Annotated in this window: 16 protein-coding genes; 8 read left to right on the top strand and 8 right to left on the bottom strand. The window is 45.2% G+C overall.

Annotated features, from left to right (window positions below):
* Nucleotides 1-47 precede the first annotated feature (47 nt).
* The 5 genes from QUB35_RS29045 to QUB35_RS29025 form a co-directional block, all read right to left on the bottom strand.
* Nucleotides 48-206, bottom strand: coding sequence for a hypothetical protein (locus QUB35_RS29045; protein WP_333145107.1), 159 nt, complete (start codon nucleotides 204-206; stop codon nucleotides 48-50).
* An 87-nt stretch (nucleotides 207-293) separates the two neighbouring features.
* On the bottom strand, nucleotides 294-506 hold the full coding sequence (isiD, locus tag QUB35_RS29040; RefSeq protein WP_006632739.1) for a protein IsiD: 213 nt from the start codon (nucleotides 504-506) through the stop codon (nucleotides 294-296).
* A 45-nt stretch (nucleotides 507-551) separates the two neighbouring features.
* On the bottom strand, nucleotides 552-1,175 hold the full coding sequence (locus QUB35_RS29035) for an alpha/beta hydrolase (RefSeq protein ID WP_333145106.1): 624 nt from the start codon (nucleotides 1,173-1,175) through the stop codon (nucleotides 552-554).
* A gap of 617 nt (nucleotides 1,176-1,792) precedes the next feature.
* Complete coding sequence (locus tag QUB35_RS29030) at nucleotides 1,793-3,880, bottom strand: CHASE domain-containing protein (protein WP_333145105.1); 2,088 nt, start codon at nucleotides 3,878-3,880, stop codon at nucleotides 1,793-1,795.
* Between the two features lie 377 nt (nucleotides 3,881-4,257).
* The gene (locus tag QUB35_RS29025) at nucleotides 4,258-6,168 is read right to left on the bottom strand and encodes an ATP-binding protein (protein WP_333145104.1); all 1,911 of its coding nucleotides are present in this window, start codon (nucleotides 6,166-6,168) and stop codon (nucleotides 4,258-4,260) included.
* Nucleotides 6,169-6,563: 395 nt separating this feature from the next.
* Here QUB35_RS29025 and QUB35_RS29020 point away from each other — a divergent pair, with 395 nt between their 5' ends.
* Together QUB35_RS29020 and QUB35_RS29015 are read left to right on the top strand one after the other, a co-directional pair.
* Entirely contained in the window at nucleotides 6,564-6,761 is a 198-nt protein-coding gene (locus tag QUB35_RS29020) for a hypothetical protein (RefSeq protein ID WP_015175364.1), read from the top strand.
* Between the two features lie 351 nt (nucleotides 6,762-7,112).
* Nucleotides 7,113-7,958: a cyanophycinase gene (locus tag QUB35_RS29015; protein ID WP_333145103.1), complete on the top strand. Its 846-nt coding sequence runs from the start codon at nucleotides 7,113-7,115 to the stop codon at nucleotides 7,956-7,958.
* Nucleotides 7,959-8,309: 351 nt separating this feature from the next.
* Here QUB35_RS29015 and QUB35_RS29010 read toward each other — a convergent pair whose 3' ends face one another.
* Nucleotides 8,310-8,558, bottom strand: a complete 249-nt coding sequence (locus tag QUB35_RS29010; protein WP_333145102.1) for a hypothetical protein — start codon at nucleotides 8,556-8,558, stop codon at nucleotides 8,310-8,312.
* A gap of 840 nt (nucleotides 8,559-9,398) precedes the next feature.
* On the opposite strand from QUB35_RS29010, the gene QUB35_RS29005 reads away from it, so the two are divergent.
* The 4 genes from QUB35_RS29005 (at nucleotide 9,399) to QUB35_RS28990 (ending at nucleotide 11,263) form a co-directional block, all read left to right on the top strand.
* A complete protein-coding gene (locus QUB35_RS29005) occupies nucleotides 9,399-9,542 on the top strand; it encodes a hypothetical protein (protein ID WP_333145101.1) in 144 nt (47 codons plus the stop codon).
* Between the two features lie 196 nt (nucleotides 9,543-9,738).
* Entirely contained in the window at nucleotides 9,739-10,065 is a 327-nt protein-coding gene (locus QUB35_RS29000) for an alpha amylase C-terminal domain-containing protein (RefSeq protein WP_333145100.1), read from the top strand.
* Nucleotides 10,066-10,360: 295 nt separating this feature from the next.
* On the top strand, nucleotides 10,361-10,738 hold the full coding sequence (locus QUB35_RS28995) for a BON domain-containing protein (RefSeq protein WP_333145099.1): 378 nt from the start codon (nucleotides 10,361-10,363) through the stop codon (nucleotides 10,736-10,738).
* Between the two features lie 90 nt (nucleotides 10,739-10,828).
* Nucleotides 10,829-11,263 (top strand): DUF2294 domain-containing protein, encoded by a 435-nt coding sequence (locus QUB35_RS28990; RefSeq protein WP_333145098.1) that lies wholly within the window; start codon nucleotides 10,829-10,831, stop codon nucleotides 11,261-11,263.
* Here the strand turns inward: QUB35_RS28990 and QUB35_RS28985 are convergent.
* On the bottom strand, nucleotides 11,232-11,690 hold the full coding sequence (locus QUB35_RS28985) for a response regulator (protein WP_333145097.1): 459 nt from the start codon (nucleotides 11,688-11,690) through the stop codon (nucleotides 11,232-11,234). The two genes, QUB35_RS28990 and QUB35_RS28985, sit on opposite strands and share 32 nt — an antisense overlap.
* Nucleotides 11,665-11,790, bottom strand: a complete 126-nt coding sequence (locus QUB35_RS28980) for a hypothetical protein (RefSeq protein ID WP_333104665.1) — start codon at nucleotides 11,788-11,790, stop codon at nucleotides 11,665-11,667. The genes QUB35_RS28985 and QUB35_RS28980 overlap by 26 nt, the downstream gene beginning before the upstream one ends.
* Nucleotides 11,791-12,234: 444 nt before the next feature.
* Between QUB35_RS28980 and QUB35_RS28975 the strand changes: the two genes are divergently transcribed.
* Both QUB35_RS28975 and QUB35_RS28970 read left to right on the top strand, forming a co-directional pair.
* Nucleotides 12,235-13,038: a DUF2267 domain-containing protein gene (locus QUB35_RS28975; protein ID WP_333145096.1), complete on the top strand. Its 804-nt coding sequence runs from the start codon at nucleotides 12,235-12,237 to the stop codon at nucleotides 13,036-13,038.
* A gap of 529 nt (nucleotides 13,039-13,567) precedes the next feature.
* Nucleotides 13,568-16,219: an EAL domain-containing protein gene (locus QUB35_RS28970; RefSeq protein ID WP_333145095.1), complete on the top strand. Its 2,652-nt coding sequence runs from the start codon at nucleotides 13,568-13,570 to the stop codon at nucleotides 16,217-16,219.
* The last annotated feature ends 117 nt before the right edge of the window (nucleotides 16,220-16,336 follow it).

Here is a 16,336-nt window from a genome sequence, read left to right as displayed (position 1 = left end):
TCTTCCTAATTCCTTCTTCCTAATTCCTTCTTCCTAATTCCTTCTTCCTAATTCCTTCTTCCTAATTCCTTCTTCCTAATTCCTTCTTCCTTCTTCCTTCTTCCTAATTCCTTCTTCCTTCTTCCTAATTCCTTCTTCCTTCTTCCTTCTTCCTTCAGCCATAAAAAAGAATCAAGAAAGAAATTAAGATAAAGACAGACTAACATCCCTCATTCATCTGTTTAATCCGCAACAAAATATGCTGCTAACTTCTTCCTCAATTCCGTCGAAATTTTTGAGCTAGATTTTTCAGTCTATGCTTCGTCGTAGGCTTCCATATCCAGAAGGTGGAGATAAGGTTCAACCAGCTCCGGCCGCTGAAAAGCAAGCGATCGCAACAAATGCCAATCATTCAATCCCTCAAAAGGATCTGTATAATCGTCAACTTCCAAACGGACAGCCAATTCTGCCACGTCCTGAGAAGTAAGTACAGCAATATCGCGCGATGCTTTGGTTAAAGTTTTCATTTTTTTCCCCTGCCCGAGACTTCCGCCATACTATATACTAAACCTTTAATCAGATTTCGACACAGTTTCTACAACAAAACTTCGCATTACCTCTATAACTTCCGGCAGAATCTCGTGTCCCATGTTAAATTCTCGATACTGCACCGCAGCTCCCCAAGCCGTCAAACTCTCGCGCGATCGCGCAGCAGCACTAACGGGAACAATAGTATCTTGAGTACCGTGTACGATTAAAACAGGTGGCAAAGCACTCCCAGCAACTGGCGAAATCTGGTGTAAATAACCACTAAGACAAATTAAACCAGCTAGGGGCAAAGTCAATCCCACATCTAGAGTCATCGCTCCGCCTTGAGAAAAGCCACCTAAAATCGTGCGAGACAAAGGCACGCCCGTGGTGCTTTCCAAAGACAGCAAAAATTCCCTCAGCAATTGCCGGCTTTCTACCAATCCCTGAGCGTCTTTGCTTTGAAGGTTATACCACGCTTTGCCACTCATTACCTGGGGATGGGGAAAGGGGGCATCGGGAAACACAAACTGATAATCCGGCAAATTGAAAAAGGGTGCTAAGGAAGTCAAATCCCGCGCATTAGCACCCCATCCATGCAAAGCGACCATCAAAGCGACAGGTTTGCGCTCCGTTGTGGGCGGTATGCTAATAGATTGTAAAGACATCGTAGTTAATAATTGGTAATTTGGCCTTGCTACAATTATAAATTGTTACGACTGGTAAAACCCCAGATATTTGTTTTCGGTAATATTCCACTGGGAATTAGCACGCGCTTGCTAATAACTATAATAGTTGACTGTTGACTGTTGACTGTTGACTGTTAACTGTTGACTGTTAACTGTTGAAAGTAGAGTGCGACATCGCGCCTTTCCAAAGTAGAGTGCGGATAGTTCACCTTTTCTAAACAGGAATTAGGGAGCATCTCCTATTTGCAAAAACACTTCTTCTGGCTCCTTCTTTCTGCCTCCTTTCCTCCTGCCTCCTGCCTCCTGCCTCCTGCCTCCTGCCTCCTGCCTTCTGCCTCCTGCCTTCTGCCCCCTGCCCCCTCCTGCCTCCTATCTTCTGCCTCCTGTCTCCAATTTATAGCTGCGCTGCTTTCATTGAGATGCTCCCAGCAAGACTCCGCTAGAAGCGAGATTTGTTCCGCTAATTCCAATTGACCGAAAGCATCCAGGATACAAGCCCGCAGATTAATTTATGAAGAAACAAAAAACTTATATCCGATGAAAATTGCCCACCGAATTTATCCGTGGGGTCGCCTCTAAAATCTAAAATCTAAAATCTAAAATCGATTGACACCTACCGCAGGTAAAACCTTAGAAACAGATTGCTTAGACTGTTGCCGCACCGGCACCTCAATCCAGAATTCAGTTCCCTCTCCCGGAGCCGATACGCACCTGAGCGAACCGTGATGTTTGTCCACTATTTGATAGCAGATAGACAATCCCAAGCCAGTACCTTTGCCTACAGGCTTGGTAGTAAAAAACGGATCAAACAAACGTTTTTTTACATTCTCCGTCATGCCCGTTCCATTGTCAGCGATTCGCACGCATACACAATTAGAACTTAAGAGTTCAGTGCGAATCCGAATAGTAGGTAAAAATGCAGAGTTCGAGGCATTTTTTTCTAGCCTTTTTTGATTTTCTTCATCAGATAAAACATCAATAGCATTGCTTAAAACATTCATAAATACCTGATTCAATTGTCCCGCCCAGCACTCCACTAATGGCAAATTTCCGTATTCTTTGATAAGTTTAATGCCCGAAAAATCAGCTTTGGGTTTCAGCCGACTATCCAAAATCATCAAGGTGCTGTCAATGCCTTGGTGAATGTCAACCGACTTCATTTCAGCTTCATCCAAGCGCGAAAAATTCCGCAGAGAAAGCACGATCTGGCTGATACGTTCAGCTCCCATATTCATAGATTTTAGGATTTTAGGCAAGTCTTCACTGATAAACTCCAAATCAATATCTTTTAGTTTCGCTTGCACTTCTGGGGTTGGGTTCGGATATTGCTGCTGGTATATTTCCACAAGTTCGAGCAAGTCTCTAGTATATGCGCCTGTATGGATCAGGTTGCCAGAGATGAAGTTGACAGGATTGTTAATTTCGTGGGCAACTCCAGCCACCAACTGCCCCAAGCTGGACATCTTTTCAGTTTGGATGAGTTTAAATTGAGCTGCCTGCAAATTTTTTAGTGCTGTTTCTAGTTCAGCGGTGCGCTGTTTTAGTTGAATTGTACGATCGTACACTTGCTGTTCTACTTTTGCAGTACGTTCTAGAGACATCAACAGGTAAATCGTCAAGCTGCCAGTCATCAATAGCCCGATCGCACAAATTGCCAGCGAACCCTGATACGTCCTCATACTGTTGTACCCCTTTCCAGGCAAAACTAGCAGCCTCCACTGGCGGTCTGCTACGTTAAATAAGCGAGTGCAAGCACTAGGATTTTTACAGATTTTTCCCCGGATATTAGTTAACTCTGGCTTTTCGTGTTTTGGGTTATCTATCAACTGCTTAGCTTGTGAGTCGTAGCGCACCAGAAAGCGTTCTTTCTCTATAGCAGAGTCGTCATAGAGGTAAAAATTAATCTTGTCTAAATTTAGCGATTCTAAAGAGGAATCGACCATACTGGTGATCTGAAACAGACCCGCAATAACTCCCATTAGGTTTGGGCGGCCGTTGACCGAGTTATCTGCAGAAGTTGTGCGGCGGGGTACTGGTAGAAATACTTGCAATCCCGGTTGATTGTTGCTGACTAATCTAATTCGCGCGGAAGCGGCTATTTTCCCGGTATTCACCGATTTCTCTAAAGCTGTTTTGCGATCGGGGCTGGAGGCAACATCAAAACCGATCACTTTGTTATCTTCTTCTAGTGCTTCTCTGTAAATAATGGGAAAGTATTCCGATCGCACTTTTGCTTTGACCTGCTTTTTGTCAGGAGTTCGTTCGTAAATTTGAAATGTCGGAAAACCTTCGGCTCGAATTGTCTTTTCGTAAGCTGCTTTTTGGGCAGCCGGCACGCGCCGAATCCAGTTAACAGAATGTATAGCAGTATTTCGGGCAAGTGCAGGTTGAGCGAATTGCTTAAAATCTTCTCTGGTAACTTCAGTAGATGCCCTGTAGAATGCTTCAAGTGAGTACAGAACTTCTAAATTTTTGTTGATGCTTTGCTGCAATGTCACATTCAGGCGATCGGCTTGCTGATGAAATTCAGCTTGCATTCGTTGGTGTTCCGAATGCCACACAACGGCTGCGGCTGCCAATGACAAACTCGTACCTGTGCAAAGAGTCAGCGCTGCTGGAATGTAACGACGGTGCGACTGTAAACTTTCGGTCAGCGAATTAAACCAATTGCTCGCAACATTCATATTCCCACACCTTGTGCCACCGGAGTGCAATTCGTTTAAGGACTTTTGAAATTCCTTGATAGCACGATCGACAGCGCACCAACCAGATTGTCTCAAAACTTACGATCGCAGCAATAGGACTTACCCTGAGAAACCCAATTTCTACGAAAATATTGGTGTGGTAACGAGAAAGTTGGGAAGAAACCGGGTTTCTTAGGAATAGTGCATCCACGACTGAGGAATTAAAACCAATTGTAACTAAGTGTAACGAACTCTGTTCCAATCTCGGCGCTCCCAACTTCCTGCCCCGGAAGAACCGGGGAACTAGAAAAAGCCTTGATCTGGTGGGGCGGGTACTCAATACCCGCCCTACAAAGCCAACTTTAAGGTGGAACCGCTTACAAAACAGTCCCTATTTCCTTCAAATAAACCCGTGTAAACGGTTCATCATCCCCCAGAGTATACTGTTCGATCAATCCCTGGCGGCGAAGAGAAATACTATTTCCTTCCCTCACCACAACAGTATCGTCATCAGTGCTTTCTCTGACCAACATCATCTCAGTTTCTCCCGGATTGTCCAGCACCACCATATTGCTGCCCCGATAAAACATTCCCTCAGCTTCCAAAATCTCTTCTGGATATTCAGCAATTAACAAATCGAGCTTGGGATTCCGCAGCAAACTTTGCAAGTTGAGATGGTAATTCTTATTCAAAACTTTTTCAGAACGGTTAACAAAAAGTCCACCGCGACAAACAGCACCGATTGTCCAATCGGGATGTTGCAACAGAATATGGTCGATGGTTTCTTGTAGGTCATGTACCGAAATTCTGTTGAAAGTAATAATCGGAATTCTGGCTGATTTTCCCGATTCAAAGAAAGTTTCGATAATATGCGAAGGCACATCAACCCCTTCGCCGACAGCGGGGTTGAGGTGCATAAAAATTCCCGGCGCGGCATTGATCTCGATAATCCCAAAATTGCCGGTTTTCCAAGATTTGGCGAGAGTTTCTGTCATCACATCAATCCCCAAACAAGTTAACCGAAAATGTAGGGCGATATCTTGAGCCAAAACAATGTTATCCGGGTGAATAGTGCGGGTAGCGTCGATGCTGATGCCGCCTGCGGAAAGATTAGCGACTTTGCGTAGATACACAGTGCGATCGCGAGTTGGCACACTATCCAATGACAGCCCTTGTTCTTCCAGATACATTTCCATCGCTTCGTCGGACTGAATTTTGCTCATCGCCGAAGTTGGCGTATCCAAACGTTCTGGTTTGCGGTTTTCACGGCGGATCAATTCGCGAATTGTTGAGTCGCCATCACCTGTTACCGAAGCGGGCCGGCGTTCAGTTGCAGAAACAAATTTGCCGTCAACGCACAGCAGCCTAAAATCCGATCCTTTGATGCTGTTTTCCACAATTACTCGCACCGGATCTGTTTCGGGAATGGCCTTAACTGCTCTTTTAAAAGCCGCCTGCAATTCCTCGGCATCCTGGACATCTGCTGTTACGCCAATTCCTTTATGACCGACTACTGGTTTGATAGCAACTGGGTAGCCAATTTCTCTAGCAACTGCCAGAGCTCCGTTTTCTGTGGAGACGATATCGCCTTTGGGAACAGGAAATCCTAATGTAGCGAGAAAAGCTTTACAATCGTCTTTGCGCGTGGTAAAATCTGAGTCTAAGTGGCTGTCAGAATCAAAGGTAGTTGCAGAGCCACGAACCAGTTTTTTGCCGTACCCATATTGCATTAGTCCTTCATCCCACAAATAAAATGCGGGAATGCCTTTTTGGGATGCCGATCGCATTAACGAATAAACTGTCGGGCCTCCGTAAACTGACTGCCGGAACATATTTTGCAGCGCGCCCATTTGTGCTTCCAAGGGAAAGTCTTGATTTTGATTAATGGCTTCAAACCAATCCCAAACTGCGTACACTACTGCTCTGGCAGTGCGGGCGTGAAGTGCTTCTATGCTGATTCTGTTAAACTGAGAAAACGGCTTGATGTTCCAGTGTTGGAAGTGCAAACCCATGTCGAGTTTTCCTACTTCTGAGGCGGTACGGCCGAACAGTTGGGCATGGTTCGAGAAAGTTTCGTGCAGCAGTTGCGGGTAGCGCTCGCTAATAATTTCCTGGTAATGTGCGATCGGCAAAGGTTCGCTCGCCCCCGTCACCGCGAAATCAAAAACTAAAGCCGCGGTGTCTAAATAAGGGTTGGGCCCGATATAGTGTTTGAAGTTGAAAACATCAAAAATATCGGTTTTTCGAGCATTGACGCGGGCTGTTTCAGTGGTTTTTTCTTGCAGCATTTTCTAACCTCCTTTGACCTAATTTTTTACGGTAACTTTATAGTCGGTGCATGGGATACTACCTGCGGGCATAGATATTCCAGCAGTGAGACAAATACTCCCAGCAATTCTGCCCTCAGTATTTGCCGAGAGGGGGAGTGGGAGAGATGGGGAGATGGGGAGATGGGGAGAGGGTGAGAGTGGGAAAATATTCCTTCTTCCTTCCACATCTGACTCAGCATAGATGACGAAGCATAGATAACTAAGCATTGATAACTAAGCATTGATGACTAAGCACTTATGACTAATGACTACTTCTTTCCCCCCTCGCAAAAAAAAGCTATAACTTTTGAGAGGTACACTCTGTACTTATAATTGTTTATGACAGTGAAAGAAAATTTAAGAGGCAGCAAATTATGAAGATCGCACAAACTGCTCTCAGGGAAAAAGTTCACCACCTAGCTGAGGAAGCATTTCACCGGAAGCTAATTTCTGGCTACGGTGATGGTCAAAACAGCAACGAATATCAGATTGTCTGGAACGGCAAACCCAGACACCTACCTTTAGAACGGGCGAGTACCATATTGAGCAATTTGATCGAGCGATCGCACTAACGGGCGATCGGACTAATTGAGGACTTACGCTCATCAACCGGATTTCTACGAGCAATCAGAGGAGGATTAGCGAAGAATCGGATCAGAAACCGGATTGATCACCGCGCGCGCGTGGGCCCTGTAATTTAAGCTCATTTGTTGACCCCCCCTATCTCCTGTTAGGGGGGGTAAGTTTTTTGTGTCTGTCGATCATCGAGGATGAGTAAACTCCCATATCACCCTTGCTGTGTGCGCCCTGGAGGGGTAGAAGTCTGAGAGGTTTTTGGTATCTATATATACCTTTTGGCGGTTTTCGGAAAAAAGAAGTTTGTGTTTTAGTGAAATTATTAATAAATTAACAGTGGAGATAATATGGCGAGCAGCGAAATTCAGGGGAAGTTGCTAATTATTGGTGGTGCCGAAGACAAAGAGGGGGACTGCAAAATTCTGCGGGAATTCTTGCGCTGCGCCGGAGGCACTAAAGCCCGCATTGTAGTGATGACGGCTGCGACAAGCCTGCCGGGAGAAGTAGGAGATAATTACATCCGAGTGTTTGAGCGACTCGGCGCTGAAGATGTGCGAGTTGTTGACACCCAGAAACCGGAAGATGCCAACAATCCAGATTATTTAGAAGCGATCGAACAAGCGACTGGCATATTCTTTACCGGCGGAGATCAAGCGCGGATTATTAGCTGCTTGAAAGACACCAAACTCGACGCAGCTATGCACAAACGCTTCTCTGAAGGGATTATCATTGGCGGCACCAGTGCCGGCGCGGCGATGATGCCAGACGTGATGATTATTGAAGGAGACTCGGAGACAAATCCCCGCGTTGATGTGGTAGCAATGGGGCCGGGGATGGGTTTCCTTCCAGGAGTTGTCATCGACCAGCATTTCGCCCAGCGAGGTCGTCTGGGACGCTTAGTTTCGGCACTCTTGCTGCAACCGGCCGTGTTGGGATTTGGTATTGACGAAAATACAGCTATTTTAGTCCACGGTGACGAGTTGGAAGTCATTGGCGAAAGCGCTGTAACTGTCATCGACTCGTCGGAACAACTCCACGACAATCTGGAGGGACTGTTGAAGGATGAGGCTTTGGCGATTTGCGGGGCCAAGTTGCACATCCTCCCCCACGGATACCGGTTTAACTTGAAAACTCACCAGCCGGTGCTCCATAACGTAGCAATTACAGCAGAGAAAGAAAGGGCGATCGCCTAATTTACTTGCAACTGGCAAACATCTCAAAATTATGTAATACCAATTTTTTATGAGGTTGCATAGAATCCGATCCCCCCCTAGCCAAGAGGGCGGGCACGGGGAGTAGGGGTCGCACCGCCCCTACAAAGGGGGGGACAAGATTCTTCTCAAAGTCAACCCCTACTCCCCTTGTTAAGGGGGATTTAGGGGGATCGAGATATGTACAACTTCACATTAAATTGGTATAAGGTCAGCACTGCACACCTTACCCATTCTACCAAGTAGGATGGTTAAAAACCCAGTTGCTCTCTCCAAAAGTAATAAAAAGAAGAGGATTTTACCTCTTCTTTTATTGCTGCGGTTTCGGGTTTTTTAAGCACTTTTCTGTTCGCCAAAAATCGACTGCTGCCCTTCTGCGGTCGATATTAAATTCCACCCTTGAGTTCTCAGCTTCTGATATGTTGCCCATCCCTTAGAACCGCCCGGTTCCCGGTAGTCGGATACAGCGAACTGCGGAAAAGCTGTATAAGGCCGCCACCCCTGACGGGCATCGGTGCGTAAGTGCAATATCTTTTCTCCATTGCGTCCCAATCTGGGCAACCAACACATTTGTTTTAGCATTTTTAACACTCCAGAGTTTTACAGTAACGGTAATTCGCCAACATCCCACATTAAACTTTTAGAGCCTTAAGCCACTGCTCGGAATATCTAACGGGTAACAGGGACGAATGAGATTTTCACCAATTACCAATTACTGAGGTAGCAGCAGTCGTTAAAGCTGATGAAAGGTTCTACAAAGTTTACCAGTCAAAAACTATAAAACAAGTGATACCAAGACATAAGCAAAAATAATCATTGCTCTTCTCGGCTCAAACTTGGCTTAAAGTCGCAGGAAAACCCCGTTGAATAAAGGATTCATTTTTCGGGTTTCCCTTGCCTTACAATTACAAGCTCATCCTCGCTGTTTCCGCATAAAATGGCATCTTTCTACGGTATTATTCCTGTAGGCTAAAAAATGTTTCTTTAGTTACAAATGTTAAATGTTCACCACGATTTATCTAGTTATCAAAAGTTAAATTAATTTTCATACAATACTTCGGACAGTTTTTGATACCCACCGTATAATAAGGGTTTCAAGGCTCCACGGCAAGTTCGCTACCAACGGAAAATCTAGGGTTTCAGACTACTAACTAAAAACAGTCCCGACTATTTTTCATAAACAGCGCTTAATAATTTTTAGTTACTTTAACTACATTTTTGATTAAAATCAGGTTTCCGGGTGCCTAGGGGCGCACCTTACTCAATCGCTAGGGTTCGCACGACTAAATCCTGCGGCTGCGCCCCCAAGTACCTTACAACATAAGCGTTACAGGTTTAACTCTTAAGAACGATGGCGACCGATTTGCAAAATCGTAAAAATTAATACTAATCACACTTATAAGTTCTGCAAACAAGCTATTCATGGCCGCTGCAATTGAATTCAAACTCTTCGCCCCGAACAACAAAGCAGCTACACTGCGAGGCTCCTTTTCCAACTGGGCAGAAATTCCCTTAGAAAAAGATGATAAAGGTTATTTCCGCACTAAAATTCAGGGCTTTGCTTAATCAAGGTATGAAAAAAAATAAGTTGAAAATCCCGAAGCTTTGTAGATACTGGTTTCTATGACTTGCATATTTAGCCTTTCATACCATAAATTAGCAACGCCCGGTTTTGTTAGTCACAGCAGTAGGAATACCGATGCTGTGGATGGGCGAAGAGTTTGGACAATCCACTCGGTAAACTCCCAACCAGCCGAATAAAGTGCAATGGTCTTTGTTGAAAAATCAGCCCAATCATGAGTTATTGGAATACTACAAACACGTGATTCGGCTGCGGCAACATTTGCCGGCACTTTATACCGACAATATTGAATTTATCCCCGAAAATCCCGAAGCCAAAGTGCTGGCTTATTACCGCTGGAGCGATGAGGGAACGCGAGCAGTAGTTGTCGCTAATTTTTCGGATACTTATCTATCTAGTTACTGCATTCCTAAGTTTCCGGCTGCGGGAACTTGGCACGAGTGGATGTACAACAAAATCGTAGAAGTTGGGGAAGAAGGGTTTAAGTTTGATTTGCCGGAATGGTGAGCGCAAGTATTTGTTTGAGAGCGGGAGAATTATGTCTCCAGGCAGATGATCGGGGAAGTTGTACAACAGTAAATTGTATTTAGGATGGGCGCACCAAACTCAACAAACCGGGTTTTGCTACCGGGGTGGATGGCTGTAACGATACTTTTTTGTAAAAAAACTCGGTTTCTGCATCCAAGAGTGCGATCGTAATTCCTGGTATTGAGAATAACAATTACAGGGCGATTTGCCAACCGTGAATTAACACGTCAATTAACACGTCAATTAACACAAACTTTGTCGGAGGACAAACTCTATGGGCTGGCTAAAAAGATTATTTGGTTTAGAAAAAAAAGACAATCAAGAAACTGTTGACGCTCCTGCTTACCAAGCACCTGTAGCTCAATCTCAAGCTCAAGCTCAACCTGCTGCGAGCGCTCAGACAATCCCGCCGGAACGCATGGGATTGAATGGAGAATACGATCAAAGCGGTTTAGCTAAACGGGTGGCTCAGGCTTTCGATGCAAATCCAGATGTTGCGGATATTGAGACTGTTTATGTGGCTCAACTTGGCACTACTGTGGTTCTCAAAGGTACAGTTCCCAGTCAGGAAATTGTCAACAAGTTGGTGACAATTGCTAAAGGTGTTAAGGGTGCAACTGGGGTGCAAACTAATGAAGTTACTGTCGGCTAACGCGACGGTTATTTCTAACAGTTAGCAGTTAGCAATTAACAGTTAACTTAACTGCTAACTGTTAACTGCTCACAGTCTTTTTTATCTATCATGGTTTTAATAAAAAATATGACAGGGGAAACCTTAGAACCTACTCGGGGGAAATTAGAACGGACTCTTTCGCAGGGAATTCAAGCTTTGTACCGATCTCAACTCGGACACCCAACGAGTCAGGCGCTCTGCAATCTTTTGGATAACAAATTGATAATTGTTGTCGAAAATGGGCTTACTCAACCCGAAAAACTGCTGGCTCAGAACGGTCAGGAAGATTTGGCTTTGCAGGTGCGAACACAATTAGAATCTGTTCTGGAATTGCCACTGAAAGAATTAATCCAAAACGTTTTGGGCGTGGGAGTCACTGATTTGCTCCGCGATGCGACCTTGGAGACTGGCCGCACTGGGACGATCGCAATTTTGGACTCTGCACCTCAAGTTCGTGATTCTAATTATAAATCTAAAACTCCACCAAAGCCAGTGGAGAGTTGATGTGCTGGCGGATAACTGTTTCTAAATCTTTGATGTTAAAAGGTTTGGAAAGGTATTCCACGCAGCCAGCTTGGAGAATTCGAGCGCGGTCTTCTGGTTTTGCTAGTGCTGTGACAGCAACAATCGGAATATGTCTGATCTCGGGGTTTTGTTGGGCGCGCTTTACTACTTCCATACCGTCTATATCCGGCAGGCAAATGTCGAGTACGATTAGATCGGGCTGTCTATCCACTGCTGCTGAAAGAGCTGCGTACCCGTCAACTGCTCCCACACACTCGCAGCCGAATAAATCGAGTATTTGTGTCAGCAGCTCTAAGTTGTCTGGATTGTCGTCTACAGCCAACACTAAAGGACGCTTATCAACCGGGGGTTGACCGCTAATAAAAGACGAGGATTCCAATTTATTGTCCCAATGAAGGTAGTTCATAAATGCCGATCGCAACCATCAAAAAATTTGTCTCCGAGGCATTCTTCAAGTGGCGCTGCGGCACTTGAAACAGATTGGCTCGTATTTGTAGCTCTCCCATGACCAGTTTTTGGTCTCACCCGATACAATATCCCTACAAGCTGCGTGCAAAACGACCGCAGTTGATTGATTCCATAGCATCTGCTTAATTCTACCTCTCCCAGCACCAATTACCAGGTGAGGCCCTCTTGGTGCGTCAGCCTTGGTAAAAATACGCAATAAATACGAAAACTCTTACCAAGAAAGCATCCTCGCTTAATAGCATTGAATAGTAGCGACAGCTTTTTAGGATATTAACCACATTAAACATGGGTTTCCATACAAGGATCTACCTAAAGGAAGATTCTAACCGATACTTAATTTTAATAACTTCCACCTGCTGAGAGATACTTGATTAGTCTAGTTTATACTTCAATGTTTTTAAGTAGTAATCATCACAATTTAAGCAAGTAAAAAGATTCTGTTTTTACTTAAGCTTTACCGGATATTAACCTAGGAGGTTTTAATGACAATTCCAATCAGAGACGACCTGACTTACATTTTGCTCAAAAAAATTGGTAGCGGAAACGGCAGGGGAGAGTCGGAAATTAGGAACGCAGCCGAAGAATATGTCGGTCACCCGGTGGCGGAAGCGGAATTGCTCGGTCATTTGGACTACCTCAACCAAAGGGAATTTATCAAAGCTCAGTTTAGTGGCGAGCCTTATGGAGGAGCTGAGTTAGTGCCGCCTTTAGTGGCATTTCAAGAAGCTGAGTTAACAGACAAAGGTCGCAAACTGTTACACAAAATGGAGACGAATCCTCCGACCTCGCTCCACCACGAAGGATCGGCAGTTCCTATCGCTTCAAAGGATATGCCGTTTTTGGAAAAAGTGATGGTAAACGGTCACTTGGAGGATATTTTTGATGCCCGCGACATTACCGAAGTAGTGTACCGGGTCATGCGCGATGTGATGACAAAAGACGCCATCGAGCACGTGGAATCTGAATTGCACAAAGAAGTTTTGCCTACGGATGACAAAACCCTGCAACAAGAAATAGCAGACCTCTGGAAAGATACCAATCCGCTGGTGGGATTGCTCAGCCGCATACGTCAACCTTTGACCGGCCCGCCTGCACCTGCGGGGATCGATGGCAATTTGTTTGCACGCAGGGTGGAACTAGAAGGCGCACTTCCTTCAGGAGTAAAACCGGAAACTGCGATCGCCGCTGTATTTTCGGCAACGAAGGATGAGCTGTCCGAGGAGCGAATTCAGGAAATAGCTGGCTTTTTGCCGGACAGAATTCGGGAAATTTGGGCGTCGGCTTAACGCCATTTTTCAGGTATAAATACTTACCAGCCGGGTTGACTAACCAGTATTCTCCCTCCAGAGGGCAGAAAACTGGTTGGTCAACCCGGTTTCTCTATAGCTTTTGTCTTGTAGCTGTGCAATTGCTTTGTAGTGAGGGCTTGAGTCCCGATCGAACTCGATCGAACTTGAGTCCTCACTAATTGTCACATCGCTCTTGCCTTGCCTTGTCATATCGTTTCCCGTTGCATCGGAATCATAAAATCGAGTCAACAGTCAACTGACAACAGTCAACAGTCAACAGTCAACAGTCAACAGTCAACAGTCAACCATCATTCCGGTATTACCGGAATTGATATAAGTGCTGTGAAAAACCCGGTTTATCACTGAAATTTGTCTAAAAAGTGGAAATATCCCCAGAAACAGAGTTTCGCGCTCTTGGGTTGGGTCAAGCCCCTAGACGGAACGAAAGTATTGTAATGTATAATACAGGGCAAGTTAAGACTGTGGCTCGCAAAAATGCTGTCAACAGCCCGGGAGCTCAAAAGCGATGACCCGCACCAAAGTTACACAAATGTCACGATCGACTTTAGAACAAGAGATTTTACTCAATCGAATTACCAATCGCATCCGTAACTCTTTAGAACTCCAAGAGATTTTGACCACCACTGCGCGAGAAATCCGCAGCTTTTTAGAAAGCGATCGAGTAAAAGTTTATCGCTTTGAGGCCGACGGTAGCGGGGAGGTCATTGCTGAGTCCATCAACGGCGACAAGTTGCCCTCGATGCTGGGTTTGCGCTTTCCACCAGGCGACATTCCCCAGAGTGCTCGGGAAATGTTTCTCAAAGCGCGGCAGCGAGTGATTGTAGATGTGGAATTGAAGCATCAAACAATTAATCGGTTAGATTGTCCCGAAAGCGGCAAAACTTTAGCAGTTGAAGATATTAGCTATCGTCCTGTAGACCCCTGTCACGCTGAATATCTGAAGGCTATGGGGGCACGTTCTTCTCTGACGGTGCCGATTTTGCATCAAAATCACCTTTGGGGACTGTTGGTGTCTCATCACAGCCAACCGAAACGGTTTAGCGATCGAGAATTGAAAATGGTGCAGTTGCTTGTGGATCAACTTTCAATTGCGATCGCCCAATCTTTTCTGCTGAGTCAAGCTAGACAGCAAGCGCGTGACGAAGCCGTTATCAACCAAATTACCAGTTTGCTGCATTCTCCTTTGGAACTAAACGAAATTCGGAAAGCAGTTCTCGAACAAACTGTCAAGCATTTGCGTGGTTCAGGAGGGCGACTCTACCTTGCAGCCGAGTTTGGCGATCGGCCCGCTTTGCTTTATACCTGTGGCCAGCAGCCCGCAGACATTGACCTTGAACTCAGCCCGTTTTGGCAGCAGATTATGTGGAGGGCAAACCAAGACGAGCCAGCACAAACTGCTAATCAGAAAAGCCAATTAGGTATTTTTGAAAATCTATATTCCCAGCATTACAGTTCAATTGACAGCAATATTTCCAGTTTTCTCGTACCGCACTTGTACGCAATTTCCGATATTTCTAAAGAACCTCAACTCAAATCTGTATCTGCCAATTTAGTCGCAGCTTCCATTCGATCATTTTTGGCAGTACCGCTGCAATACCGCCAACAGTGCATCGGCTGTCTCACCGTTTTTCGCAGCCCTATACAAACCGAAATTTTGTGGGCGGGCCGTTGCAGTTCGGACGCCCGGAGCGATCGTCCCCGACAGTCCTTTGCAGCTTGGAAAGAAATCAAAACAGGCGAAGCTCAAAAGTGGACTAGCGAGGAACAGAAGCTAGCACAATCTTTAGGAACTCACCTGTACATGGCTGTAATGCAGAGGCGCGTCGAGGCCATGATCCGACATCAAGCTTCTCACGACCCCTTAACTGGTTTACCTAATAGATTACTGTTTAATGAAAGGCTGTCTTTAGCTTTAGCTAGCGCTCACCAAAATGGAGAAATGCTGGCGGTAATCTTTCTAGATTTAGATAGATTTAAAAATGTTAACGATACTCTCGGTCACCCAGTGGGCGATTTGTTGCTGCAAAGTGTATCTCGGCGTTTGACTAACTGTTTGCGCGTCGGGGATTCGATGGCTCGTTGGGGCGGCGATGAATTTACTGTGCTGCTGTACAATATCAACACCCCGGAGGAAGCAACTAAGATTTGCCAGTTAATTATCCAGAGTTTAAGCAGTCCTTTTGATTTTGATGGTTTGGAACTTTATATTAAGGCGAGCTTGGGAATTGCTTTGGCTCCTTACGACGGAGAAGATGCAGAAACTTTGCTAAAAAATGCTGATGCTGCGATGTACAAAGCTAAACAGAAAGGTCGCAATAATTATCAGTTTTACACGCAGGCGATCGGCAGTAAAGTCTCCGAGGATCTTAACTTAGAAAATCATCTTTACAAAGCTCTAAACAAATCTGAGTTTGTCCTGTACTATCAACCGCAAATAAATTTAAATACTGGCAAAATAGTGGGCATGGAAGCTCTGATTCGCTGGGAGCATCCCGAACGCGGTTTGATTCCTCCCGATCGATTTATTCCCTTAGCTGAGGAAACAGGATTAATCTGCCAAATTGACGAATGGGTGATGCGGACTGCTTGCTTGCAAAATCGAGCGTGGCAGTTACTGGGATTGCCGCCGATGCGGATAGCGGTGAATTTATCAGCCCGCCAGTTTCTGCAACCTCATACGGTACAAATCATCGCTGAAATTTTATCAGAAACCAAGTTAAATCCCGAATATTTAGAAATAGAAATTACCGAGAGCATTGCCATGACAGATGTGAGCTTTACGGTGTCGGTATTGCAGCAGTTGCAGGACATGGGAATTCACATTTCTCTGGACGATTTTGGCACGGGTTATTCTTCGCTGTGGTCTCTGAAAAACTTTCCGCTCAATAATTTAAAAATAGACAAATCTTTCGTGGCAGATTTGGTGACGGGCAGCAGCGGTGCTACTATTGTGAAACTGGCGATCGCCTTGGGACAGGGCCTGAATTTACAGGTGATTGCTGAGGGAGTGGAAACAGCAGAACAGTTGGCTTTTTTGCGATCGCATAAGTGCGATATGGGTCAGGGTTACTTCTTTAGCAAACCAATACCGGCGGCGGCTATAACCCAATTGTGCCTAGAAAATCAATCGGGGAACAAACAAAAGCTTCTCTTTTGAGCGATATCTGTAGGGACAAAGGCTTTCGCCGTTTCCGGCGCGGAGCTAGTCCCTAGGTAGCGAATAAATAGACAAAATGATACACTTATAGACAAATATGCGGTGTACCATTTTGTT

The sequence above is a fragment of the Microcoleus sp. B13-B6 genome, assembly GCF_036705405.1.
Lineage (GTDB): Bacteria > Cyanobacteriota > Cyanobacteriia > Cyanobacteriales > Microcoleaceae > Microcoleus.
The sequence above is the reverse complement of the archived record's forward strand: the minus strand, read 5'-3'. Positions and strand labels throughout refer to the sequence as shown.

Bases quoted from the DNA above. Each gene is read 5' to 3' on its own strand.
- QUB35_RS29045 (WP_333145107.1), bottom strand. From the start codon at position 206: ATGTTAGTCTGTCTTTATCTTAATTTCTTTCTTGATTCTTTTTTATGG.
- isiD (WP_006632739.1), bottom strand. From the start codon at position 506: ATGAAAACTTTAACCAAAGCATCGCGCGATATTGCTGTACTTACTTCT.
- QUB35_RS29035 (WP_333145106.1), bottom strand. From the start codon at position 1,175: ATGTCTTTACAATCTATTAGCATACCGCCCACAACGGAGCGCAAACCT.
- QUB35_RS29030 (WP_333145105.1), bottom strand. From the start codon at position 3,880: ATGAATGTTGCGAGCAATTGGTTTAATTCGCTGACCGAAAGTTTACAG.
- QUB35_RS29025 (WP_333145104.1), bottom strand. From the start codon at position 6,168: ATGCTGCAAGAAAAAACCACTGAAACAGCCCGCGTCAATGCTCGAAAA.
- QUB35_RS29020 (WP_015175364.1), top strand. From the start codon at position 6,564: ATGAAGATCGCACAAACTGCTCTCAGGGAAAAAGTTCACCACCTAGCT.
- QUB35_RS29015 (WP_333145103.1), top strand. From the start codon at position 7,113: ATGGCGAGCAGCGAAATTCAGGGGAAGTTGCTAATTATTGGTGGTGCC.
- QUB35_RS29010 (WP_333145102.1), bottom strand. From the start codon at position 8,558: ATGCTAAAACAAATGTGTTGGTTGCCCAGATTGGGACGCAATGGAGAA.
- QUB35_RS29005 (WP_333145101.1), top strand. From the start codon at position 9,399: ATGGCCGCTGCAATTGAATTCAAACTCTTCGCCCCGAACAACAAAGCA.
- QUB35_RS28995 (WP_333145099.1), top strand. From the start codon at position 10,361: ATGGGCTGGCTAAAAAGATTATTTGGTTTAGAAAAAAAAGACAATCAA.
- QUB35_RS28990 (WP_333145098.1), top strand. From the start codon at position 10,829: ATGGTTTTAATAAAAAATATGACAGGGGAAACCTTAGAACCTACTCGG.
- QUB35_RS28985 (WP_333145097.1), bottom strand. From the start codon at position 11,690: ATGAACTACCTTCATTGGGACAATAAATTGGAATCCTCGTCTTTTATT.
- QUB35_RS28980 (WP_333104665.1), bottom strand. From the start codon at position 11,790: ATGGGAGAGCTACAAATACGAGCCAATCTGTTTCAAGTGCCGCAGCGC.
- QUB35_RS28975 (WP_333145096.1), top strand. From the start codon at position 12,235: ATGACAATTCCAATCAGAGACGACCTGACTTACATTTTGCTCAAAAAA.
- QUB35_RS28970 (WP_333145095.1), top strand. From the start codon at position 13,568: ATGACCCGCACCAAAGTTACACAAATGTCACGATCGACTTTAGAACAA.